Here is a 22,598-nt window from a genome sequence, read left to right as displayed (position 1 = left end):
ACCCATGCAGACGGTTCTGGCCGACCGGTACGTCCTGGAGCACGAGATCGCGCGCGGCGCGGTCGGCGTCGTGTGGCGGGCCCTGGACCAGGTCACCGGCGACCACGTGGCCGTGAAGATCCTCCGCCCGGAGCTGCGGGGCGAGGAGGAGATCTTCGAGAGCTTCCGGGCCGAGGCCGGCATCCTGCGCACCCTCGACCACCCCGGCGTGGTGTCGGTGAAGGACTTCATCGTCACCGACGCCGTGTGCGCGGTCGTCCTCGAGTTCATCGACGGGCTCGACCTGCGCGAGCACCTGCGCCTCCACGGGCCGCTCTCGGCCGCCGAGGCCGCGCGCCGCTGCGCGGGCGCCGCCGAGACCCTCGCGGCGATCCACCGGGCCGGATACCGCCACGGGGACGTCAAGCCCGGCAACCTCATGCTGGCCGGGTCCGAGGGCCTGAAGTTCATCGACTTCGGCATCGCGCGCGCCGCCGCGTCCAAGACCGCGCCCTCACACGGCACGCCCGAGTACATCGCCCCCGAGGTCGCCTCGGGCGACTCCGCCAGCCCCGGCGTGGACAACTACGCGCTCGGCCTGGTCCTCTACGAGGCGCTCACCGCGCACAGCGCCTACCGCGGCGGCTCGATCACCGATGTGGTCGAGCGCCACCTGACGCAGATCCCGGTCAAGCCCGTCGCCGTGGACGCCGAGCTGTGGCGGATCGTCGAGATGCTCCTCGCCCTGGACCCGCGCGCCCGCGGCGACCTCGACGCGGTCGCCGCCGACCTGCGCCGCCTCGCCCCGCGCCTGTCCAACCAGCCGACTGCGCCGATCACGCCCAAACTCAAGGAGCGGGACGCGACCGCCACCTTCACCTACGACCCCGTGACACCCCAGGCGCCCGAGATCGAGGCGGGCGCGCTCGGCGCGATGCTCACCGCACCCGAAGCGGGCCTGTCCGACGGGAACGACCGCGGGGGAGCGGTGTACGGCAAGGACGGCGAGAAGCTCGGCCGCGGCTGGGTCATCGGCCTCGCGGCAGCCGGATGCTTCGTCGTGATCGCCGTGATCTGGGCCTTCCTGGTGGTTACCCGCCCGGATCTGCCGGATGAGGACGATGTGGCCGATCCGTCGCAAAGTGCGAGCGAGACCGCGCCCGTCGAGGACGAGACCTCCGCCGCGTCAACGGAACCGAGCCCCGAACCGAGCGCCACTCCCAGTGAAGAGGCCGCCACTCCTCAAGGGCCGGACCTCGACAGCGAGTCACCTGACCAGAATTCGGATGAAATGTCCGAATCGGAAGACGGCGGCGATGATTCCACTGAGGGCAGTTCCGACGACGACTCGCCCGGATCGGATCTCATCGGATCCCCGATGCCCCGCAACTGAAAGCGGCAGCGACAGTCGATAATGATCCGTGACCGCCGGGCAACACCGGGTCATCGCAACCCAAGGGGGCGATCGGGATCACATGATTGGAATTCTCGAAACAGGCGTTGCAATCCAGCGGACCACTCCGACCGTTTCACAAGGCATGCAGCGTAATCGGTGAACGCATCCAATCAAGTATCGGTAACGGTCTATCGACACATTGGAGCTGTCCACTTGTCATGACGCCATCCACATGGCATCCTGTCGGGCATGGCAGGAAAAGAACTCAACGCAACCTCAGCAGCATTGCTGGGCTTGCTACACGAAGGACCGATGACCGGCGGACAACTCATGGCGGAGGCGACCCGTCGCCTCGGTCCGTACTGGACCATGACGCGTTCGCAGGTCTACCGCGAACTCCCGGCGCTGGCCGAAGGCGGACTCGTCCGCGTCGGGAAGCCCGGGCCCCGAGCCTCGGTGCCCTACACGATCAGCGCCAACGGCAAGCGGGCGTTCACCCGCTGGCTCAACGAGCCGGCCCGAATCGGCCAGCTGCGCGACCCCGTCGCGCTGCGCACGGCCTTCCTCGACTACCTCTCCAAGGACACCGCCGAGGAGATGTTCGCCGACGCGACCGAGCAGCACCAGGAGGCCTTGGCAGAGGCCCGCGCCGCTGCGAAGGACTACGCGGACGAGGACCCGAACGCGGCGATCGCGATGGAGTTCGCGATCGGCTACCACCGTTCGGCGCTCAGCTGGCTGAAGAAGCGATAGCGACAGGCACCACACCCGGGTAGCGACCCGGGGTACGACGATCAAGCACGAACGGGACGCGGCCCCACCGGGGGCTCGCGTCCCGTTTCGTATGAGCCCGAATACAGGCGTAGTCTGATCTGTTGTGACCAGTGTCGATGTTTCCGCCGATCTCCGTGAACTGAAGGCGACGCTCAGCAGCGTCGAGGCCGTCCTCGACCTCCCCGCGCTCCGGCGCGAGCTGGCCGAACTCGAGGCCGCGGCTGCCGACCCCGGGCTGTGGGACGACACCACACAGGCCCAGAAGATCACGTCCCGCCTCTCCTATGTGCAGGCCGAGCTCAAGAAGCTCGCGTCGCTGCACGACCGCATGGACGACGTCGCCATCATGTTCGAGCTGGCCGACGACGAGTCCGACCCGGGCGCGGCCGCCGAGGCGGCCACCGAGCTCGACTCGATCCGCAAGGCCGTCGACGAGCTCGAGGTGCGCACCCTCCTCTCCGGTGAGTACGACGAGCGCGACTCCGTCGTGACCGTGCGCTCCGGCGCGGGCGGGGCCGACGCCTGCGACTTCGCCGAGCAGCTCATGCGCATGTACCTGCGGTGGTCCGAGTCCCACAACTTCGGCACGGAGGTCTACGACATCTCCTACGCCGAAGAGGCCGGGATCCGCTCCGCCACGTTCGCCGTGAACGGCCCGTACGCGTACGGGCACCTCTCGGTCGAGCAGGGCACGCACCGCGTCGTCCGCATCAGCAAGTACGACAACCAGGGCCGCCGCCAGACCGGCTTCGCCGCCGTCGAGGTCGTGCCGGCCCTGGAGCAGACCGACGAGATCGAGGACATCCCCGAGGACGAGATCCGCGTGGACGTCTACCGCTCCTCGGGCCCCGGCGGGCAGGGCGTCAACACCACCGACTCGGCGGTGCGCCTGACCCACCTCCCCACGGGCATCGTCGTCTCCTGCCAGAACGAGCGCTCGCAGCTGCAGAACAAGGCCACCGCCATGGGCGTCCTCAAGGCCAAGCTCCTCCAGCGCAAGCGCGACGAGGAGCGGGCGAAGGTCGACGAGCTGCGCGGCTCGGCCACGGCCTCGTGGGGCGACCAGATGCGCTCCTACGTGGAGCACCCGTACCAGATGGTCAAGGACCTGCGCACCGGCTTCGAGACGGCCGACGTCAAGGGCGTCTACGACGGCAACATCGACGGCTTCCTGGAGGCCGGCATCCGCTGGCGCAAGAGCGGCGAGAAGTCCACCTCGTAGGAGCCCGCCGGATCGTGGATCCTATAGGAAATAGGATCTACGATCCGATGCGGCGGCCCTTCGTGGCGGATCCGTGACGCTCCGACGAGCATTCATGGGCCGCCTGACCATGCGGACTTCCCCCGTTCGGATGAAATCGCGTCGTAACCCTTGCACGGCCGTGACATATGGGGCTGAAACTGCGGAATATGCCACGCTTGTACTGGAGCCGCCCGACCGGCCCCGCGGTTCGGCGGTTAGACTCCGCCTCGTGATTCAGCTTGAGGGTGTAACCAAGCACTACCCCCGGTCGAACCGCCCGTCGGTGGAAGACGTGAACGTCTTCATCGACAAGGGAGAGTTCGTCTTCTTCATCGGTCCGACCGGTGCGGGTAAGTCCACGATGATCAAGCTCCTGCTGCGCGAAGAAGTTCCGGACAAGGGCAAGATCTCCGTCGGGGACACCGACGTGACGAAGCTCCGCCGGTGGAAGGTCCCCGCCTACCGGCGCAGCATCGGCTGCGTGTTCCAGGACTTCCGGCTGCTGCCGAACCGCACGGCCGCCGAGAACGTGGCGTTCGCGCTCGAGGTCATCGGCAAGCCCCGTTCGGTCGCCCGCCGGGTCGTCCCCGAGGTGCTCGAGCTGGTCGGCCTCGGCGGCAAGGAGCACCGCTACCCGCACGAGCTCTCCGGCGGCGAGCAGCAGCGCGTCGCGGTCGCCCGCGCCTTCGTCAACCGGCCGCTCCTGCTGCTGGCCGACGAGCCCACCGGTAACCTCGACCCGGACACCTCGATCGAGATCATGCGGCTCCTCGACCGGATCAGCCGCACCGGCACCACCATCCTGATGGTCACCCACGACTCCAACATCGTGAACCAGATGCGCCGTCGCGTCATCGAGATCGAGAACGGCCAGATCGTCCGCGACCAGGCTCGCGGCGTCTACGGCTAAGCGGAAGGCAGATTCAGAGCACATGCGCGCGAAGTACGTGATGTCCGAGGTCTTCCTCGGACTGTGGCGCAACATCTCCATGACCGTCGCCATGATCATCACCATGGCCGTCTCGTTGTCGATGCTCGGCGCGGGCCTGCTGCTGTACAACCAGGTCGACGTGATCGAGGAGTACTACCAGACGAACCTCGAAGTGGTCGTCTACCTCGAGCGGGACATCGAGCAGACGGTGACCGACCAGATCGACAAGGAGCTCAAGGACAACGAGCTCGTCGCCGAGGTCCAGTACGAGGACAAGGACGAGGCGCTCGAGCGCTTCCAGGAGACCTTCAAGGACTCCCCGGACCTCGTCAAGGCCGTCGAGGCCGAGGTCCTGCCGGCGGCGTTCCGCGTCAAGATGAACGACATCGGCGACGCCCCTGAGCTCATCAAGCAGTTCGAGGGCCGCGACGGCGTCTACCAGGTCACCAACCAGCGCGAGATCCTGCAGCAGGTCTTCGACCTCCTCGGCGGGGCCCAGCGCCTCACCCTGGTCATCGCGCTCGTGCAGGGTGTGGCCGCGCTCATGCTGGTGGCGAACACGATCCAGGTCGCCGCGTACTCGCGGCGCCGCGAGGTCGCGATCATGAAGCTGGTCGGCGCACCGAACTGGTTCGTCCAGGCGCCGTTCGTCCTCGAGGCGGTCTTCGCCGCGGTGATCGGCTCGATCTTCGCCTTCGGCACGCTCGTCGCCGCGAAGTTCCTGGTGATCGACGGCCAGTTCGAGGACCTGTTCAAGCTCATGCCGCCCATCACGATGCAGGCGATCCTCGTCCTGCTGCCGATCCTGGTCGGCGTCTCGGCGGTGATCAGCGCGATCACGGCGTGGATCACCTTGCGCTTCAACATCAAGGTCTGACCCCGGGCTTCGTGCTCTACAGAGGGTAGTGTCTCGAATACCCTGAATGTCCGTCGCAGATGGACTAAATTCGGGCCCTATGAGACGAATCGGTTGGCTGCTCGCGGTCCTGCTCCTGGCAGGGTCCGCGAGCAGTCCCGCGTTCGGGGTCTCGCAGGCCGAGCTGGACGAGGTCGAGCGCGACAAGGCCGTGATGGCCGCGCAGCTCGAGGACGCCTCGGACGAGGTGCGCGACGCCGGCCAGGTGCTCGCCGAGACCCAGGCCGAGCTGCCCGTCGCCGAGCACGCCGTCGCCGTCGCGCAGGGCCGCGTCGCCGCGGCCGAAGCCGAAGCGGCCCAGGCGCAGCGCGAGGCCGACGCCGCCCGCGAGGCGCTCGAGGCGGCCGAGGCCGAGTACGAGGCCGCGCGCGAGGCCGCCGAGGCCGCCCGCGAGGCCCGCGCCTCCCTGTTCGCCGCCACGGCCCGCGGCTCCGAACTGCTCACCGTGGACGCCGTGCTCTCCTCCGGCGATCCCCAGGCCGCCGTCGACGGCCTCACCTACCTCGAGTTCATGATGGAGGGCAAGAACCGCGCGGTCGAAGAGGTCACCGTCGCCCGCCGCGAGGCCGCCAACGCCGAGAACGCCGCGTCCCTCGCCGAAACCGAGGCGGAGGCCGCCGAAACCGCCGCGGCCGACGCGCTCGCCGCCGCCGAGTCCCGCTACACCGAAGCCCAGGCCGCCCAGGCCGCCGTGCAGGACCTCATCGGCCGGCACGCGGCGGCGCTCACCGTGGCCGAGGACGCCCGGGACGACGCGCAGTCCGAGTACGACGAGCTCGAGGCCGAGTCCGAGCGCCTCGCCGACCAGCTGCGCCAGGCCGAGGACAACGACGACGACTCCGGCGATTCCGGCGGCGGCTCCTCCGGCGGCGGTGGCGGCGGCGGCTTCGTGGTCCCGGTCGACGGCTGGAAGTCCTCCGACTACGGCTGGCGGCGCCACCCGATCTACGGCACCACCCGCCTGCACGGCGGCACCGACTTCGCCGCCGGCACCGGCGCGACCATCCATGCCGCGGACTCGGGGAAGGTCGTCTACGCGGGCTGGAGCAACGGTTACGGCCAGCTGACGTGCATCAGCCACGGCGGCGGCGTGTCGACCTGCTACGCGCACCAGTCGGAGATCTGGGTCAACGACGGCGAGCACGTCGACCGCGACGAGGGCATCGGCGCGGTCGGCAGTACCGGCGACAGCACCGGCCCGCACCTGCACTTCGAGGTCCGCGTGCACGGCGAGCGCGTCAATCCGGTGGGGTACCTGCCGAGCTGTCTATGCCGGTAGCGAATTGGTTTCGACAGACACATGTTCGATCGTTAAGCTTGCTCCGTGTCCAAGAAGCAAACGCAGGAGAAGGTCAAGCACTCGGGTCCCGAGCGCTCGGTCGTGACGACCAACCGCAAGGCCCGGCACGACTACGAGATCCTGGACACCTACGAGGCCGGGATGGTCCTGTCGGGGACCGAGGTGAAGGCCCTGCGCCAGGGCAAGGGGAACATCGTCGACGCGTACGCCGAGATCTACAACGGCGAGGCGCGCGTCCACAACCTCCACATCCCGGAGTACGACTTCGGGACGTGGACCAACCACCCGCCCCGGCGCATCCGCAAGCTCCTGCTCCACCGGGGCGAGATCGCCAAGCTGGCGCACAAGCTGGACGAGCCGGGCTTGACGCTCGTCCCGCTCTCGGTGTACTTCCTCAACGGCTACGCCAAAATGGAGCTCGGGCTCGCCCGGGGCCGGAAGAACTACGACAAGCGCCAGGCCATCGCCAAGCGCGAGTCCGACCGGGAGATCGAGAAGGCCATGGGCCGCGCCGCCAAGCGCGGCGGGAAGTGACCCGGGGAATATCGGTTCGACGCCGGTCGTTGGACTGGGTTAGAATTCCACAGCCGTGTCGTTCAAAGGCGCGGTGCACGACCTACAACTGAACAGGGTGAAACACTCACTCACCAAGTCTCGGGGCTGATCGGTTTCGACTCCGTATGTTGAGGTGAGGGAAGCGGGTCGAGGAAGCCAACGCTGTCTCGTAAACCAACGTTGGAAACCAATAAGTGCCAACGCAAAACGCACTGACTTCGCTCTCGCTGCCTAAGCGACTGTGAAGTTGCCGCTCCAGGGGCGCATCCGCTCTGGGTTCGCGGCATCATTTAAGGATGCTGGGCCGACGTCTTGATCGCTGGGACGGAAGGCCGAGATTATCGGCGATTAGAGCCCGCCACACCGTCTCGTCCGCGTGATCGGTGGGGCTCGATAAAAGGCACAGCGGACTGCACCCGGAGAAGTCTCACAGATGCAGCGGAGGACCAGGGTTCGATTCCCTGCAGCTCCACGGCCATAGGGGCCGGGCCCGGACGCGAAGGCGTCCGGGCCCGGCCTTTTTCATGCCCTGGTGCAGGTGCGACCCCGGTTCAGCGATTGCAGTGGGCGGTTTGTCCGTAAGATCACAGTATGCACACTCTGTTGTCGGTCCTGCACGTGCTGTTGGCCGTCGTGTTCGTCGGCCCGGCCATGCTGACGCCGTGGCTGGGGGAGCGGGCGCTGCGGGAGCGGGACGGCGACCGCGTGCACCGCGCCGGACGGCGGTGCATGGCCTTCAACGCGCTCACACTGGTGGCCGCGCTGCTGGGAGTCCTGACGATGATGACGAGCGAGCGGTACTCGTTCGCCGACCCTTGGGTGATCATCGCCTCGACCTTGTACGCGGTGGCGGTGGTCAACGGCGCGGCCGTGATCCCCGGCGTGCTCGCGCGCATCGGCAAAGACCTCCAGGACGCGCATGGCACCATGGGCGGCGAACCGCTGGAACAGCATCGGGGGCGGCTGCTGGCGCTCTCGGGGCTGAACATCGTCTGCTACGGCGTGGTCGTGATCCTCATGGCCTGGTGGCCAGGTGCCTGACTTACGGCTTCGCGAGCCGTGCCTTCGGGGGCCTCAGTTCATGACGGGGTCGGCGGGGAAGTGCGCCACTGCGGAGAGCAGGCCGCCCTGGCGCTTCCACACCATGGCCCACAGTTCCTCGGGGTTGGCCGAGAAGGGGTCGGCGGGCAGGGCGTCGAAGACCATCCAGGCGCCGGCGTCGATCTCGTCCTCGAGCTGCCCCGGCGCCCAGCCGGCGTAGCCGGTGAAGACCCGCATGCCCTCCAGGAGCGGGGCGACCTCGTCGGGGTCCCGCGCCAGGTCGAGGGTGCCCAGGCGTCCGAGCACGGGCCGGAACGCGTCGTTGAAGGGCGCGTCGGCCTTCCGCCAGCCCAGTCCGATCGCCGCGTCCGGCTGCACCGGTCCGCCCTCGAAGAGGACGGCGGGATGCCCGGCCAGATCCGCCCACTGGTCGAGGTAGTGGACGACCTTCCGCTCGGTGGCCCGGTTGAGGACCACGCCCAGCACCCCGTCGGACTCGTGCCCGACGCCGATGACGACCGTGCGGTCGAAGTTGGGGTCCTGCAGCGTGGGTGTGGCGACGAGGAGACTGCCGACGAACGACTTGGTGCGCGCCGGTGTTGTTTCGCGACTGACCATGGGGCCACCTCCGTTCTGCGCCCGCCTCCGCGAATACGTCCCAGACTCGGGTTCGTCCCGGTTCTCCCGGCACGGTAACCCGCGGGGGCGCGCTTGCAGCAAGGTTCCCGCACTTTCCGAGGAAATACACCGTGGTGTCGGGAGCCCGACAGTTGTTTCCTCACTGAGGGTGCGCGAGGCCCGACGATCCGGTGGCCAGGCCGTGACGCACGGGTCTGCAGTCGTCGCAAGTGGAGAAAACGGCCCCGGGAGTTCCCTGGGGCCGTTGTGTATCAGCGGTGCCGAAGTGCGTTAACGGAGTCCGGCGAAGAGGTCGTCCTCGGGCAGGCGCGACTCGATGCGCGACTCGACGAGCTCGAAGTCCTCGGTGGGCCAGGCCTTCTGCTGGAGCTCGCGCGGCACCGCGAACCAGAACCCGTCGGGGTCGACCTGGGTCGCGTGGGCCTTCAGCGCCTCGTCGCGGATGTCGAAGTACTCGGCGCACTCGACGCGCGTGGTGATCCGTTCGCTCTTGTCGCGGGTCCAGTCGCCCGCGTCCATCCAGTCCTTGTACGGGGACTCGAGGCCGGCGGCGACCATCGCGTAGTGCAGGGCCTCGATGCGGGCCTTGCCGAACGAGTGGCTGTAGTACAGCTTGAGCGGCTGCCACGGCTCGCCGAGGCCCGGGTACCGCTCCGGGTCGCCCGCGGCGGCGAAGGCCGCGACGGAGACCTCGTGGGTCTTCACATGGTCGGGGTGCGGGTAGCCGCCCTCTTCGTCGTACGTGGTGACCACGTGCGGTTTGAAGGAGCGCATGATCTCCACGAGCGGCGCGGCGGCCTCCTCGGTGGGCACGAGGTAGAAGGCGTCCTCGGGGAGCTCGGTGCCGGAGGAGGGGAGCCAGCCCTCGGGGAGCCCGGAGTCGGTGAAGCCCAGCCAGTGCTGCTCGACGCCGAGGATTTCGCGGGCGCGGGCCATCTCCTCGTTGCGGATGCGCGGCAGGTTCTCCTGGACCTCGGGGCGGTCCATCTTCGGGTTGAGCACGTCGCCGCGCTCACCGCCGGTGCACGTCACCACGAGCACCTCGATGCCCTCGCGCACGTAGCGCGCCATCGTGCCGGCGCCCTTGCTCGACTCGTCGTCGGGGTGGGCGTGCACGCACATGAGGCGCAGCTTGCTCTGGTTCGTCACGTCGGTCAACCTCACTGGCGGGTGCTTCTAGTGGTAAGGCTCGGCGCACTGGAACCGACTCGCGCACTGCGGTGGTTGTCGGCTCTGGCATTCTGTGCAACGATACTCGATAATCATTACTTCCCGGTTCTGCCAGGAACCGCGGCTCCGGCGGTGAAACCGCTGTTCGCGAAGGAAAGCGACGCAATGACTGAGATGCAGACCACGGATGGGCGCGTGCCTGGGGCGTCTGCTGACGCTGCAGACGTGACCTTTCCCGAAGGTCGCTACGGTCGGCGCCGCGAACCCCGGCGCCGCCGTCCGGCGGTGACCGCGGCCCTCACGGTCGGCGTCGTCCTGGCGGGTCTCTTCGCCGCCTGGCGCCTCTCGGAAGTGTACGGCCAGAACGAGGTCTCCGAGCGCCTGCGCGGCTTCGACGACTCCGTCCCGGGACAGGTCACCGTCGAGTTCGAGGTGTACAAGCCGGCCGGCGAGGGGGCCACCTGCGCTGTCAGGTCCCGCGACCTCGCGGGCGCGGAGATCGGCTACGCCGAGGTCGAGATCCCGGCGGACGATGCCACCCATGTGGTGATGTCGTACCCCCTCGCAGTGGAGGGCGTGCCCAACACCGGCGAGGTCCTGAGGTGTTGGCAGACGGACTGACTATTGACTTTCGGCCCGTCGCACCGCGTTTCGGTCGGCGGGCCTTTCGCTATCCGGGGTTCACCCGGGTCGCGAGGACGTTCACGCAGAGGCAGGACCTCGCAGTACGGATCGCACGGATTGCACTATTCGGAGGATATGGATCACATGGCTACCGACGCTAACCAGGGCACTTGGCTCACACAGGAGGCCTTCGACCGCCTCAAAGGCGAACTCGACGAGCTCATCGCGAACCGTCCCGCCATGGCCGCCGAGATCAACGCCCGCCGTGAAGAAGGCGACCTCAAGGAGAACGGCGGCTACCACGCCGCCCGCGACGAGCAGGGCAAGCAGGAGGCGCGCATTCGCCAGCTCGAGGACCTGCTGCGCAATGCGAAGGTGGGAGAGGCGAAGGACAGCGACGAGATCCAGATCGGCACCGTCGTGACCATCGCCTTCGACGGCGACCCCGACGACACCGAGAAGTTCCTCCTCGGCTCCCGCGAGATCGCGGCGACCACCGACCTCACGGTGTACAGCCCCGACTCCGCGCTGGGCGCGGCGATCCTCGGCCACAAGGTCGGCGACACCGTCTCCTACAAGACCCCCAGGGACACCGAGATCTCGGTGAAGATCATCGACGCCGAGAAGTTCTTGGGTTGATTTACGGCTCGCAAGCGTCGCCGAGGCCGGCTGATTTACGGCTCGCAAGCGTCGCCGAGGCCGGCCGATTGACGTCTTGCCGGCTTCACCGCAGCAGCGAATCGACTCGAGCGCAACGCGAACGCCGCGGGCCCCGAAGGGGGTCCGCGGCGTTGTGCCGTCCAGAAGTGTTGCGCGCCTAAGCCCGTGCGGACCAGCCGACGTCGATCCGCTTGCCGTACTTGTCGAAGTAGTGCAGCGCGTCCATGTGCACGGCCACCGTGATCGGCTGACCGGCCGAGACCGGGATGTGCGGAGGGAGCCGGAACACCAGGTCCGCGGGCTTGCGGATCGGGCCCGTGTCGGCCTCGCGCTGCTCGACCTGCGACTGCCCGAACCCGGAGAACAGGCCGCCGAGGCGGCGGCGCGGCTTCGAGCCGCCGCGCGTCAGGTCCGGCTTGTCGCCGATGCCGTCCGGCACCACCGCCGTCGCACCGATGTCGAGGAACACGAGCGTCTCGTGGCCGTGGTGCTCGTAGAAGCGCACGCGGCCCGCGATCGACTGCCCCGGGTGGCCGTCGGCGACCGGCGCCAGCGCCTCGGCCCGCATCCCGACCACGATGTTCTCGCCGTGGTAGCGGGCCACGGCCCGCCCGCGCAGGTCGTGCCACGGCAGCCGCAGTTCCTGCTCGCCGAAGTCAAGGGCCACATAGCGATCGAGGTACACGTTGACGCGCGCCTCGAGGAGGTTCATGCGCGGCGTGCCCAGGAACGCGGCCACGTACATCGTCGCGGGGCGCTCGTAGACCTCGTCCGGGGTACCCACGTCCTGCAGGACCCCCTTGCGCATCACCGCGACCCGGTCGGCCATCGTGAGCGCCTCGGTCTGGTCGTGCGTGACGTAGAGCGTCGTGGCGTCGTTGCGGCGCACCAGGGAGGAGATCTCAGTGCGCAGTTCGGCGCGCAGGCCCACGTCGAGGTTCGAGAGCGGCTCGTCCATGAGGAAGAGCTTGGGGCGGCGCACGAGTGCGCGGCCCATGGCGACGCGCTGCTGCTGGCCGCCGGAGAGCTGGTTCGGCTTGCGGTCCTTGAGGTCCGAGATGCCGAGGGCGCTGGCCATGTCGCCCACGGCGTCGGGCACGGACTGGGCGCCGTTCTGCTTGCCGAGCTTGAGCGGGAAGCCGATGTTGTCGGCGACGGACATGTGCGGATAGAGCGCGAAAGTCTGGAAGATCATGGCCGCGTTGCGGTCTCGCGGCGGGAGCTCGTTGGCGTACTCGCCGTCGAGGAGGATCTCGCCGTCCGAGGGCGTCTCGAGGCCCGCGACCATGCGGAGCACTGTGGACTTGCCGCATCCGGACGGGCCGAGCAGGACGAGGAACTCGCCGTGGTTGACTTCCATGCTCAGGGAGTCCACGGCCAGGGTATCGCCGGGGAACACCTTCGAGACGTTCTTCAGCGTGACAGCAGTCACCGTTGACTCCAGGGGGTTCTAAGGGGATGGATTTGTCACTGGTGAGTCGGTGGTTCGGGCGGGCGGTCGGCGAAGCGTGACTCGCAGGCTTCTTCCTGGTTAAGGATTGACGCTTAGTAGCTTAAGCCTTCCTTATCCGATGCGTAACGGCGGTCACCCGGAATCGCAGGAGGTGAACGGCGGTTCACACTAGGTGCGACCTGCGGTTTCAATGGGCCGACCCATCGCCCATGCGGACCCAAGGGTGGCATATCGGTATACAGTAACCGCTTTCTCGCTCGGTGGCGCTCTCCTGGGAACCGCTCGCCACCGGGTTCCCGGGGACTCCCGGGGCCGCGCACTACGATCGAGGCGTGACGCAACTCGTGACACTCAACGACGTCCGCGCCGCGGCGGCCGAACTCGCCGGGATCGTGCGACGCACCCCCCTCGAACCCTCCCGCGACCCCGTCCTCGACGGCGTCCACCTCAAATGCGAGAACCTGCAGCGCGCCGGCTCCTTCAAGATCCGCGGCGCCTACATGCGCGTCTCCCACCTCACCGCGGCCGAACGCGCCCTCGGCGTCGTCGCCGCCTCCGCGGGCAACCACGCCCAGGGGGTCGCCCTCGCCGCGTCCACGCTCGGCATCCGCTCCACCGTCTTCATGCCCGAATCCGCGCCGCTCCCGAAAGTGGCCGCCACCAAGGGCTACGGCGCCGAAGTGATCCTCGGCGGCCACACCGTCGACGACGCCCTCGAATCCGCCCACCGCTTCGCCGCCGACACCGGCGCCACCCTCATCCACCCCTTCGACCACCACGACATCGTCGCCGGGCAGGGCACCATCGCCCTCGAGATCCTCGAGCAGCTGCCCGAGACCGGCACCATCGTCACCTCAGTCGGCGGCGGCGGGCTCATCGCCGGCATCGCGGCCGCCGCGAAGCAGCTCAAGCCCGACATCCGCATCATCGGCGTCCAGGCCGAAGGCGCCGCCGCCTACACGCACTCCCTCGCCGCCGGGCGGCCCGTGCGCCTCGACAAGATGCACACCATCGCCGACGGCATCAAGGTCGGCCGCCCCGGCGACGTCCCCTTCGCGCACGTCGCCACCCTCGTCGACGAGATCGTCACCGTCACCGAGGAGGACATCAGCCGCGCCCTCCTCTCCCTCCTCGAACGCAACAAGCTCGTCGTCGAACCCGCCGGCGCCACCGCCTACGCCGCGCTCCTCAACTACTCGGTCGCCTACGACACCCCCACCGTCGCCGTCATCTCCGGCGGCAACATCGACCCGCTGCTGCTCATGCGGCTCATCGAACACGGCCTCGGCGCCTCCGGGCGGTTCATGCGCGCCAACCTGCGCTGCGCCGACCGCCCCGGCGCGCTCGCCTCGATCCTGCAGCTCGTGGGCGCCTACGGCGGCAACATCGTCGACGTCTACCACCAGCGCAGCGACCCCCGCCTCTCCGTCGGCGAAGTCGCCGTGGACCTCTCGATCGAGACCCGCGGATCCGAACACGCGACCGAAATCGTTGCGGCCCTGCGCGACGCGGGGTATTTCGTGTCGGTGGAGGGACCTAGCATCTGAGTCATGCAGAAACCGCTTGAAGAACTGATGGAGCCCGGCTGGGCCAAGGCCCTCGCCCCCGTGGCCGACGACGTCGCCAAGATGGGCGAGTTCCTCCGCACCGAAGTCGCCGCCGGACGCCGCTACCTGCCCGCCGCCGAGCACATCCTCCGCGCCTTCCAGCAGCCGTTCGACGACGTCAAGGTCATCATCGTCGGCCAGGACCCCTACCCCACCCCCGGCCACGCCATCGGCCTCTCGTTCGCCGTCGCCCCCGACGTGCGCCCCCTCCCCAAGAGCCTGGTCAACATCTTCAACGAGTACCGCGACGACCTCGGCTACCCGCTCCCCGCCAACGGCGACCTCACCCCCTGGGCCGAGCAGGGCGTCCTGCTGCTCAACCGGTCCCTGAGCGTCGCCCCCGGCACGCCCGCCTCGCACCGCGGCAAAGGCTGGGAATCGATCACCGAGCAGGCCATCCGCGCCCTCACCGAGCGCGGCGGCGCCGCCGTCGCGATCCTCTGGGGCAACGACGCGCGCAAGCTCAAGGACCTCCTCGGCGCGGTCCCGGCCATCGAATCGGCCCACCCGTCGCCGCTGAGCGCCCGCCGCGGCTTCTTCGGCTCCAAGCCGTTCAGCCGCGCCAACGCCCTCCTCGTCGAGCAGGGCGGTGAGCCGGTCGACTGGCGGCTTCCGGCGCTGCAGGAGTCCTAGCGCCCGCGGGATACGGTTGACCCGTGATCGAGATCCTGGCGCAGCAAGAGTTCGGGCCGGAGCGCGACCAGGCGATGGCCGGGCCGCTCGGGCTGTTCGTGACCGTGTTCCTCGTCGTCGTGACGGTCCTCCTCATCCGGGGGATGAACAAGCACGTCCGCCGCTTGAACGAGCGGGTCGCGCGCGAAGCCGCCGAGGCGGAGGCCGCCACGGCGACCGATGCCGGGCGAGACGACCCCGCTCACGCATAAGGGCGAACCATGCCGCGCAAGAACCGCCGCCAGAGCGAAGCCCGGCGGCCGACATCGGGCGCCCAGGACCCGAGCCTGATCGACGGCCCGGACGGACCCGTCCGGGTCCGCCGCATCCCCGGCGCAGGCGCTGAGAAGACCTACCGGTGCCCCGGCTGCGACCTCGAGATCCAGCCGGGCACGCCCCACGTCGTCGCCTGGGCCGACGACGGCGACGGCGGCGACCGCCGCCACTGGCACACCGGCTGCTGGAACGCCAGGAGCCGCCGCCGGCCCGGCCGGTGGCGTTGAACCGCACGTGAACGAACCGAGGGCGGGGTCTCGCGGCCCCGCCCTCGGCCGTGCTCCGCAAGCGCCTGCAAGGTGCGCCACACGCGGTGGTGCCGATCGCCTTCCAGCGGGGATAATTCCGGCGTGGCTGTCATCAGATCCGCGAGCATGCTCCCCGCCGAACGCGAGGCGCTCACGCTCGAAACCGCCGACGGGCTCCAACTCGTCGGCGAACTCGCCCTGCCCGCCGACCGCGCGCCCGAGGCGACCATCATCTGCGTCCACCCGCTGCCCACCCACGGCGGCATGATGGACTCGCACCTCTTCCGCAAGGCCGCCTGGCGGCTCCCTGCGCTGGCGAACATGGCGGTGCTGCGGTTCAACACCCGCGGCACCGAATCTCAGCAGGGCAGGAGCCAGGGCGCGTTCGACCACGGCGTGGGCGAGCGCTTCGACGTGGCCGCGGCGGTCGAGTACGCGGAGTTCGCCGAGCTGCCGCGGGTGTGGCTCGTCGGCTGGTCCTTCGGCACCGACCTCACCCTCAAGTACGGCCTGGAGCCGGGAGTCGAAGGGGCCGTGCTCCTCTCGCCGCCGCTGCGCTACTCCAAAGAGGACGATCTGGCGCGGTGGGCCGAGGACGGCCGCCCGCTGCTGGCGCTCATTCCCGAGCAGGACGACTATCTCCAGTACCCGGAGGCGAAGCAGCGCTTCGCGGCCGTGCCGCAGGCGGAGGTCGTGGAGATCGCCAACGGCAGCCACCTGTGGGTCGGCAAGGCCGAAGAGGCCCTGGACCGCATCGTCGGCCGCATCCTCCCCGAGCACGCGCCGCTGCCGACCACTTGGCACGGACCGATGGAGCGCGGCGACACCTCCGCCTACGCCGACAAGTCCGTGGCCGCCTTCGGAGGATTCCTGCCGAAGGCAGGCAATGAGCACGGTCTGCCGAAGGCGGGCAATGAAGACGGTCTGCCGAAGGCAGGGCATGAGGACGGTTCGCCGAAGGCGGATTGAAGGGCGCAGCCTGCCCGAGTCCGAACGCGACTGACCGCTTCCTGAAGCCGCCTTCAGCTGGCTTCAGGTCCCCTTCAGGTTCGGCCTCGCACTATTGCGTGCAAGCCGGTGCGAGGCCGGCGATCGAAAAGGAGGCGGTCATGTCGAACGTTCAGGCGAAGGTTCAGGCGCAGAGGAAGTCGGCGATGGCGCTGGGCAGCGCCGTGTCGGCGCAGTCGGTGACGGCCACGAGGGTCTCGCCTTCGATGCGCCACACCTTGCGCTCGGTCGTGCCCTCGCCGTCGCCGCCGGAGCCGCCCGGGTAGTCGACGGTGGCGGCCACGTAGTCGCCCTCTTCGGCGCACCAGCTGTCGACGATCCGGCCGTCCTCAAGCTGCTCGTCGATGCGCCCGCCCAGCAGGGTCGGATCGGAGCAGAACGTCTCGGTGCTCTCGGGGTTGCTGGCCGCGTAGGTCGCCAGTGCGGCGCCGCCGAGGAGCGCTCCCGTGAGGGCGACGCCGGCGGTGGCCGTGGCGATGGAGCGCAGCCGCGGGCGCAGGCCGACGCGCTCGCGCCTGGGCCGGTACGGCGCGAGTTCGGTCGAGACTGCGACGGTGACGGGGCGCAGGCCGCGGCGGGGGAGGAGTCCGTTGGCGACGGTGTCGGGGCGGGTGCCCTGGGCCTTGGGGCCGGAGAGCTGGAGGCGGGTGAGCTGCTCGCGGAAGGCGTCGGCGGTGGGCCGGCGGCGCGGGTCGGGGCTGAGGGCCGCGCCGATCGTGTCGGTGAGTTCGGCGTCCACGCCGTGGATGTGCGGGACGGGGGCGGCGCGCAGCAGGGGGTCGGCGGCCTCCTCGCGGGCGTGCCGGACCCAGGGCAGTCGGCCGCCGAGGGCGGCGTAGAGGGCCGTGGCGAGGGCGTAGACGTCGCCGGAGGGGCTGGCGGCCACCTCTCCCGCGACGGCGGCGTCGAGGTGCTCAGGGGCGGTGTAGGGGGTGGGGGGGAGGGGGGCCGCCAGGACGGGGGCGGTGACGTCGTAGGCGGTGAGCTGGAGGTGGCGGGCGGTGCCGACGAGGATGTGGGAGGGCTGGATGGCACCGTGGATGAGCCCGGCGCGGTGGTAGACGGCGACGGCGTCGCTCAAGGCCACGCCGAGGGCGCGGACCTGCCCAGGCGGCATGGGCCCCTGCTCGGCGAGGAGGTCGGCGAGGCTGCGGCGGGCGGTCCCGACCGCGAGGTAGGGGCGGCCGTTCTCGGTGAGCCCGACGGCGGTGCAGGGGGACAGGTGGGGGTGGGCGGGGAGGCCGGTGAGTTTCGCGGCCCATTCGAGGAACACTTCGCGCCGGGAGCCGTCGACGCGCTCATGGGCGACGGTGACGCACAGCAGCTCGGTGGGGCCTGTCGCGACGGTGCCGCTGAAGACGCTGCACACCGCGTCCCGGTGCAGTAAACGGTGTACGGCGGCCGGTCCGATGGTCTGGGTGGTCGACATCCTCACCTCCTCCGGGGGGTCAGCTGTTCGGTGTCGTGATTTGGCACTAAATGTGAGGCTAACCCATCCGATCGGTCGAGTGGTAGTCGCCCGTAGGGATGTGGGACGATCGGGTGAGGGAGACGATACGCACAGTCATATTCATTGAGACGGCACACGTTCGATGTGCCGCGAGGGAGCGGAGTGTCGGAATTCGTCGAAGCTGGAAGGCAACGATTCGGACACGAGACGCATCCGCTGTTGACGGTTGTGGAAAAACGTTGAACTATCGAATCCGTCTTGACCCCAGGGCGACGTAGGTCGTGCACCGAAACCGCCCGGTACGAAGGAGTACTAATGAACGTCAATCGACGTCATCTGCTGTCCGGTTCCGTCGGCGCGGCCGCTGTGGCGCTCACCGCCTCGGCGTGCGCGTCCGGCGATGACAGCAACGGTGGCGATGGCGAGGGCGGTGGCGGCAGCGTCGGCATCGCGATGCCCACGCAGTCTTCCGAACGATGGATCTTCGACGGCGAGAACCTGGTGAAGGAGTTCGAGGCCGCCGGTTACACCACGAGCCTCCAGTACGCCGAGGACAACGTCGAGAAGCAGGTCAACCAGATCCAGACGATGGTCGGCCAGGGCGTCGACGTCCTGGTGATCGCCGCGAAGGACAACAAGTCCCTCACCGGTGTGCTCGCCGAGGCCAAGGCCGAGGGCATCCACGTGATCGCGTACGACCGCCTGATCCTCGACACGCCCGACGTGGACTACTACGCCACCTTCGACAACGAGAAGGTCGGCACGCTTCAGGGGACCTACATCGCCGAGGCGCTCGGCCTCGCGACCCAGGCCGGCCCGTTCAACATCGAGCTGTTCGCCGGCTCGCTGGACGACAACAACACCAAGTACTTCTTCAAGGGTGCGATGGACGTCCTCCAGCCCTTCATCGACGAGGGCAAGCTCGTCGTGAAGTCCGGCCAGGTCGAGCTCGACGCCGTGGCCACGCAGGACTGGTCGGGCGACAACGCCCAGAACCGCATGGACAACATCCTGAGCACCTACTACAGCGGGGGCGACAAGGTCAACGCCGTGCTCTCGCCGTACGACGGCATCAGCCGCGGCATCATCTCGTCCCTGGAGAGCGATGGATACGTCGCCGGGACCGATTTGCCCGTTGTTACCGGTCAAGATGCCGAGGTGGCCTCGATCCAGTACATCAAGGACGGCCGCCAGGCGCAGACGGTGTACAAGGACACCCGCCTGCTCGCCTCGACCACGGTCGACATGGTCGTCGCACTGATGGAGGGCGAGACCCCCGCGACGACCGACGAGACCACCTACGACAACGGTGTGCGCGTGGTTCCCGCGAACCTGCTCGAGCCGGTCAGCGTCGATGTCAACAACTACCAGGAAGTCGTCATCGACTCCGGGTACATCGACGCCGGCGAGATCAAGTAGCCACCACTGCTCGAACGCGGTTCGACACGGGTGCCCCGCTCGGCGGGGCACCCCCAACCCTTCTCCAGAGCAAGCTGTCATTCCACATAGGACCAAGACATGTCTGAAGACATCCTCCGTATGAGGGGGATTACCAAGCGGTTCCCGGGCGTGCTCGCGCTCGCCGGGGTCGACATGCGGGTCAAGCGGGCCACGATCCACGCGCTCGTCGGCGAGAACGGCGCCGGCAAGTCGACGCTCATGAAGGTGCTGTCCGGCGTTTACGCCCACGGCGACTTCGAAGGCGAGATCGAACTCGAAGGCGAGCCCGCCCGCTTCCGCAACATCCGCGATTCCGAGTCCTCGGGCGTCGTCATCATCCACCAAGAGCTCGCGCTCGTCGGTGAACTGTCGATCGCCGAGAACATCTTCCTGGGCAACGAGCAGAAGTCCGGCGGATTCATCTCCTGGGACAAGACCAACGGCGAGGCCGCCCGCCTCATGGCGAAGGTCGGCCTCCACGACAACCCGCGCACCCTCGTCGAGAAGATCGGCGTCGGCAAGCAGCAGCTCGTGGAGATCGCCAAGGCCCTGTCCAAGAGCGTCAAGCTCCTGATCCTGGACGAGCCGACCGCCGCGCTCAACGACACCGACTCCGAGAACCTGCTGGAGCTGCTCCGCGCACTGCGCGAAGAGGGCGTCACCAGCATCATCATCTCCCACAAGCTGGGCGAAGTGCTGTCGGTGTCCGACCAGATCACCGTCCTCCGCGACGGCAAGTCCATCGAGACCCTCGACACCGCCGCCGACGGCGTCACCGAGGACCGGCTCATCAAGTCCATGGTCGGCCGCGACCTCGAGCACCTGTACCCGCCGCACGAGCCCAAGGTCGGCGAGGTCTTCTTCGAGGTCGACGACTGGACCGTGTACCACCCGGAGCAGCGCGACCGCGTCATCGTCAACAACGCGTCCCTGAACGTCGCCCGCGGCGAGATCGTCGGGCTGGCCGGCCTCATGGGCGCGGGCCGCACCGAGTTCGCCATGAGCGTCTTCGGCCGCAGCTGGGGCACCGGCATCTCCGGTTCCATCACGCTCGACGGCAAGTCGCTCAAGCTCAAGTCCGTGCCCGAGGCGATCGACGCCGGCCTCGCGTACGCCACCGAGGACCGCAAGCACTACGGCCTGCACCTCGACTACGACCTGCGTGAGAACTTCACCCTGCCCGGTCTGGGCAAGGTCTCCAGCTACGGCGTCGTCGACCAGAACAAGGTCAACGCCGTCGCGGAGCGCCTGCGCACCGAGTTCGGCGTCAAGGCCCCGTCGGTCTTCTCGCTCGCCGGGAACCTCTCGGGCGGCAACCAGCAGAAGGTCGTGCTCGGCAAGTGGGTGTTCACCGAACCCGAGCTCCTGATCCTCGACGAGCCGACCCGAGGCATCGACGTCGGCGCCAAGTACGAGATCTACGAACTGATCCACAAGCTGGTAGACCAGGGCAAGGGGGTCCTCATGATCTCCTCCGAACTGCCCGAACTGCTCGGCATGTGCGACCGCATCTACGCGATGAGCGCCGGACACATCACCGGCCAGGTCGACCGCGAGAACGCCACACAGGAAGAACTGATGCGTCTCATGACCCTTGAGACCGCATCCGGGGGAGAAGAACTACGCTCATGACCACCACCGAGACTCAGACCCGGCCGACGCTCTGGTCGTCCCTGCGCAACATCAACCTGCGCGCCTACGGCATGGTCATCGCCCTCGTGGCGATCATGCTGCTGTTCCAAGTGCTCGTCGTCATGGAGCTCGACCAGAACTTCATCACGTCCCGCAACATCACCAACGTCATCGTCCAGAACGCGCCGATCCTCATCCTCGCGATCGGGATGATGCTCGTCATCATCAACGGGCACATCGACCTCTCGGTCGGCTCCGTGCTCGCCTTCACCGGCGCGGTGGCAGCCATCGCCATCTCCGACTGGGGCATGCCCTGGTGGGCCGGCGTGCTCGCCGCGATCGGCGCGGGCGCGATCATCGGCGCCTGGCAGGGCTTCTGGGTCGCGTACATGCGCATCCCGGCCTTCATCGTGACCCTCGCGGGCATGCTGATCTTCCGCGGCCTCACGCTCCAGATCCTCGGGGCCGAGACCATCACCATCGGCGCCGAGGAGTTCCTCAAGCTCGGCGGCGGCGCCGCCGGCTACCAGGCCTTCGGCGTCTCCCTGCAGGTGCCGACCCTGATCTTCGGCATCCTCGCCGCCGCCCTGATCGTCGCCGTCGAGACCACGGGGCGCCGCCGGCGCACCGCCGCGGGCATCGAGTCCACCTCGAACCTCATGTGGTCGGTCAAGATCGTGGCGCTCGTCGTCGTCATCGTCGGCGGCTCGCTGGTCTTCTTCTCCTACCGCGGTCTGCCGATCGTCGGCTGGATCCTGCTCGGCCTGGTGCTGCTCTACACGTTCATCACCAACCGGACCGTGTTCGGCCGCCACATCTACGCGGGCGGCGGCAACGAGAAGGCCGCGCTGCTCTCGGGCGTGAAGACCAAGCAGACCACGTTCTGGGTGTTCGTCAACATGGGCGCCCTGGCCGGCCTGGCCGGTGTGGTCGCGACCGCCCGCCTGAACTCGGCGACGACCACCGCCGGCGACATGTTCGAACTGAGCGCCATCGCTTCGTCGTTCATCGGCGGGGCCTCGATGTCCGGCGGCGTCGGCACCATCATCGGCGCCATCATCGGCGGCCTGGTCATGGGCGTCATGGACCAGGGCATGTCGTCCCTGGGCGTGGCCACCCAGACCGTCCAGGTCGTGCTCGGCCTGGTCGTGCTCGCCGCGGTCGTGTTCGACGTGTGGAACAAGAAGCGCGCCACCGGCGGCGGCCTCATGCCGCCGATCGTCGGCACCACGCCCGGCGGCTCGGGCGACGCGAAGCGCAAGGCCGAGGAAGGCACCGACAAGGAGCCCACGAAGGCCGGCACGCTCAGCGCCACCACGGATGACAAGACCATCTCGTAGTCGCTTCAGACTGGTTCTGAGGGGCCCGCAGCGCGAAAGCGCTGCGGGCCCTTCCGCGTTCGCCCGTCCACAAACCCCCACCCTCCGGCCAGTGTTGAAGAGCGGCGGGGAAGGAACCGTAGCTCCCAGCGTTGCTCGCGGGTCCGACAAGAACCGGGGCGGGCGGCGATCGTGTCACCCGAAAGAGCGGACGAGATCGCCGAGTGACGCTGCGCGAGGCGGGGGCGGGCAGAGCGCGTGCGCG

At 68.5% G+C, this 22,598-nt stretch carries 22 protein-coding genes and 1 other RNA gene; 19 read left to right on the top strand and 4 right to left on the bottom strand.

The window, feature by feature from the left end; translation table 11 throughout:
• Positions 1 to 4: 4 nt before the first annotated feature.
• The 9 genes from AB0I03_RS12620 (at position 5) to AB0I03_RS12580 (ending at position 8,135) form a co-directional block, all read left to right on the top strand.
• On the top strand, positions 5 to 1,372 hold the full coding sequence (locus tag AB0I03_RS12620) for a protein kinase (RefSeq protein ID WP_360410865.1): 1,368 nt from the start codon (positions 5 to 7) through the stop codon (positions 1,370 to 1,372).
• Between the two features lie 252 nt (positions 1,373 to 1,624).
• On the top strand, positions 1,625 to 2,128 hold the full coding sequence (locus tag AB0I03_RS12615) for a PadR family transcriptional regulator (protein WP_030155315.1): 504 nt from the start codon (positions 1,625 to 1,627) through the stop codon (positions 2,126 to 2,128).
• Positions 2,129 to 2,252: 124 nt separating this feature from the next.
• The gene (gene prfB, locus AB0I03_RS12610; protein ID WP_360410862.1) at positions 2,253 to 3,371 is read left to right on the top strand and encodes a peptide chain release factor 2; all 1,119 of its coding nucleotides are present in this window, start codon (positions 2,253 to 2,255) and stop codon (positions 3,369 to 3,371) included.
• A 250-nt stretch (positions 3,372 to 3,621) separates the two neighbouring features.
• Positions 3,622 to 4,302: a cell division ATP-binding protein FtsE gene (gene ftsE, locus AB0I03_RS12605; RefSeq protein WP_270115074.1), complete on the top strand. Its 681-nt coding sequence runs from the start codon at positions 3,622 to 3,624 to the stop codon at positions 4,300 to 4,302.
• A gap of 22 nt (positions 4,303 to 4,324) precedes the next feature.
• The gene (ftsX, locus tag AB0I03_RS12600; protein WP_360410859.1) at positions 4,325 to 5,200 is read left to right on the top strand and encodes a permease-like cell division protein FtsX; all 876 of its coding nucleotides are present in this window, start codon (positions 4,325 to 4,327) and stop codon (positions 5,198 to 5,200) included.
• Between the two features lie 79 nt (positions 5,201 to 5,279).
• On the top strand, positions 5,280 to 6,518 hold the full coding sequence (locus AB0I03_RS12595; protein WP_360410856.1) for a M23 family metallopeptidase: 1,239 nt from the start codon (positions 5,280 to 5,282) through the stop codon (positions 6,516 to 6,518).
• A 45-nt stretch (positions 6,519 to 6,563) separates the two neighbouring features.
• Entirely contained in the window at positions 6,564 to 7,073 is a 510-nt protein-coding gene (gene smpB, locus AB0I03_RS12590) for an SsrA-binding protein SmpB (RefSeq protein ID WP_270115071.1), read from the top strand.
• Positions 7,074 to 7,195: 122 nt separating this feature from the next.
• Positions 7,196 to 7,569: a transfer-messenger RNA gene (ssrA, locus tag AB0I03_RS12585) on the top strand.
• A gap of 116 nt (positions 7,570 to 7,685) precedes the next feature.
• A complete protein-coding gene (locus tag AB0I03_RS12580) occupies positions 7,686 to 8,135 on the top strand; it encodes a DUF2269 family protein (RefSeq protein ID WP_360410852.1) in 450 nt (149 codons plus the stop codon).
• A 33-nt stretch (positions 8,136 to 8,168) separates the two neighbouring features.
• On the opposite strand, the gene AB0I03_RS12575 is transcribed toward AB0I03_RS12580, so the two are convergent.
• On the bottom strand, positions 8,169 to 8,753 hold the full coding sequence (locus tag AB0I03_RS12575) for a YqgE/AlgH family protein (RefSeq protein ID WP_360410849.1): 585 nt from the start codon (positions 8,751 to 8,753) through the stop codon (positions 8,169 to 8,171).
• A gap of 291 nt (positions 8,754 to 9,044) precedes the next feature.
• Positions 9,045 to 9,896 (bottom strand): mycothiol conjugate amidase Mca, encoded by an 852-nt coding sequence (gene mca, locus AB0I03_RS12570; RefSeq protein WP_360411082.1) that lies wholly within the window; start codon positions 9,894 to 9,896, stop codon positions 9,045 to 9,047.
• A gap of 273 nt (positions 9,897 to 10,169) precedes the next feature.
• Here mca and AB0I03_RS12565 point away from each other — a divergent pair, with 273 nt between their 5' ends.
• Positions 10,170 to 10,565 (top strand): DUF4307 domain-containing protein, encoded by a 396-nt coding sequence (locus AB0I03_RS12565; protein ID WP_360410846.1) that lies wholly within the window; start codon positions 10,170 to 10,172, stop codon positions 10,563 to 10,565.
• Between the two features lie 147 nt (positions 10,566 to 10,712).
• Positions 10,713 to 11,207: a transcription elongation factor GreA gene (greA, locus tag AB0I03_RS12560; RefSeq protein ID WP_360410843.1), complete on the top strand. Its 495-nt coding sequence runs from the start codon at positions 10,713 to 10,715 to the stop codon at positions 11,205 to 11,207.
• Between the two features lie 178 nt (positions 11,208 to 11,385).
• Here the strand turns inward: greA and AB0I03_RS12555 are convergent, their stop codons facing one another.
• Positions 11,386 to 12,660, bottom strand: a complete 1,275-nt coding sequence (locus AB0I03_RS12555; protein WP_360410840.1) for an ABC transporter ATP-binding protein — start codon at positions 12,658 to 12,660, stop codon at positions 11,386 to 11,388.
• Between the two features lie 353 nt (positions 12,661 to 13,013).
• On the opposite strand from AB0I03_RS12555, the gene ilvA reads away from it, so the two are divergent.
• The 5 genes from ilvA to AB0I03_RS12530 all read left to right on the top strand — a co-directional run bounded on the left by ilvA (position 13,014) and on the right by AB0I03_RS12530 (position 16,453).
• On the top strand, positions 13,014 to 14,228 hold the full coding sequence (gene ilvA, locus AB0I03_RS12550) for a threonine ammonia-lyase (RefSeq protein WP_360410837.1): 1,215 nt from the start codon (positions 13,014 to 13,016) through the stop codon (positions 14,226 to 14,228).
• 3 nt (positions 14,229 to 14,231) lie between these two features.
• Complete coding sequence (locus AB0I03_RS12545; RefSeq protein WP_360410834.1) at positions 14,232 to 14,921, top strand: uracil-DNA glycosylase; 690 nt, start codon at positions 14,232 to 14,234, stop codon at positions 14,919 to 14,921.
• A gap of 23 nt (positions 14,922 to 14,944) precedes the next feature.
• Positions 14,945 to 15,172: a hypothetical protein gene (locus tag AB0I03_RS12540; protein WP_360410831.1), complete on the top strand. Its 228-nt coding sequence runs from the start codon at positions 14,945 to 14,947 to the stop codon at positions 15,170 to 15,172.
• A gap of 9 nt (positions 15,173 to 15,181) precedes the next feature.
• Positions 15,182 to 15,463: a hypothetical protein gene (locus AB0I03_RS12535; protein ID WP_270115061.1), complete on the top strand. Its 282-nt coding sequence runs from the start codon at positions 15,182 to 15,184 to the stop codon at positions 15,461 to 15,463.
• A 147-nt stretch (positions 15,464 to 15,610) separates the two neighbouring features.
• The gene (locus AB0I03_RS12530) at positions 15,611 to 16,453 is read left to right on the top strand and encodes an alpha/beta hydrolase (protein ID WP_360411078.1); all 843 of its coding nucleotides are present in this window, start codon (positions 15,611 to 15,613) and stop codon (positions 16,451 to 16,453) included.
• 163 nt (positions 16,454 to 16,616) lie between these two features.
• On the opposite strand, the gene AB0I03_RS12525 is transcribed toward AB0I03_RS12530, so the two are convergent.
• Positions 16,617 to 17,921 carry a protein kinase gene (locus AB0I03_RS12525; protein ID WP_360410827.1) on the bottom strand — a complete coding sequence of 435 codons (1,305 nt, stop codon included), beginning with the start codon at positions 17,919 to 17,921 and terminating at the stop codon, positions 16,617 to 16,619.
• A 336-nt stretch (positions 17,922 to 18,257) separates the two neighbouring features.
• Between AB0I03_RS12525 and chvE the strand changes: the two genes are divergently transcribed.
• The 3 genes from chvE (at position 18,258) to mmsB (ending at position 22,354) form a co-directional block, all read left to right on the top strand.
• Positions 18,258 to 19,361 carry a multiple monosaccharide ABC transporter substrate-binding protein gene (chvE, locus tag AB0I03_RS12520; RefSeq protein ID WP_360410824.1) on the top strand — a complete coding sequence of 368 codons (1,104 nt, stop codon included), beginning with the start codon at positions 18,258 to 18,260 and terminating at the stop codon, positions 19,359 to 19,361.
• 99 nt (positions 19,362 to 19,460) lie between these two features.
• Positions 19,461 to 21,014: a multiple monosaccharide ABC transporter ATP-binding protein gene (gene mmsA / locus AB0I03_RS12515; RefSeq protein WP_360410821.1), complete on the top strand. Its 1,554-nt coding sequence runs from the start codon at positions 19,461 to 19,463 to the stop codon at positions 21,012 to 21,014.
• Entirely contained in the window at positions 21,011 to 22,354 is a 1,344-nt protein-coding gene (gene mmsB / locus AB0I03_RS12510) for a multiple monosaccharide ABC transporter permease (protein WP_360410818.1), read from the top strand. The genes mmsA and mmsB overlap by 4 nt, the downstream gene beginning before the upstream one ends.
• The last annotated feature ends 244 nt before the right edge of the window (positions 22,355 to 22,598 follow it).

This window comes from Glycomyces sp. NPDC021274, assembly GCF_040641195.1.
Taxonomy (GTDB): Bacteria; Actinomycetota; Actinomycetes; order Mycobacteriales; family Micromonosporaceae; genus Glycomyces.
This window is presented reverse-complemented; position numbering and strand designations above follow the sequence as displayed.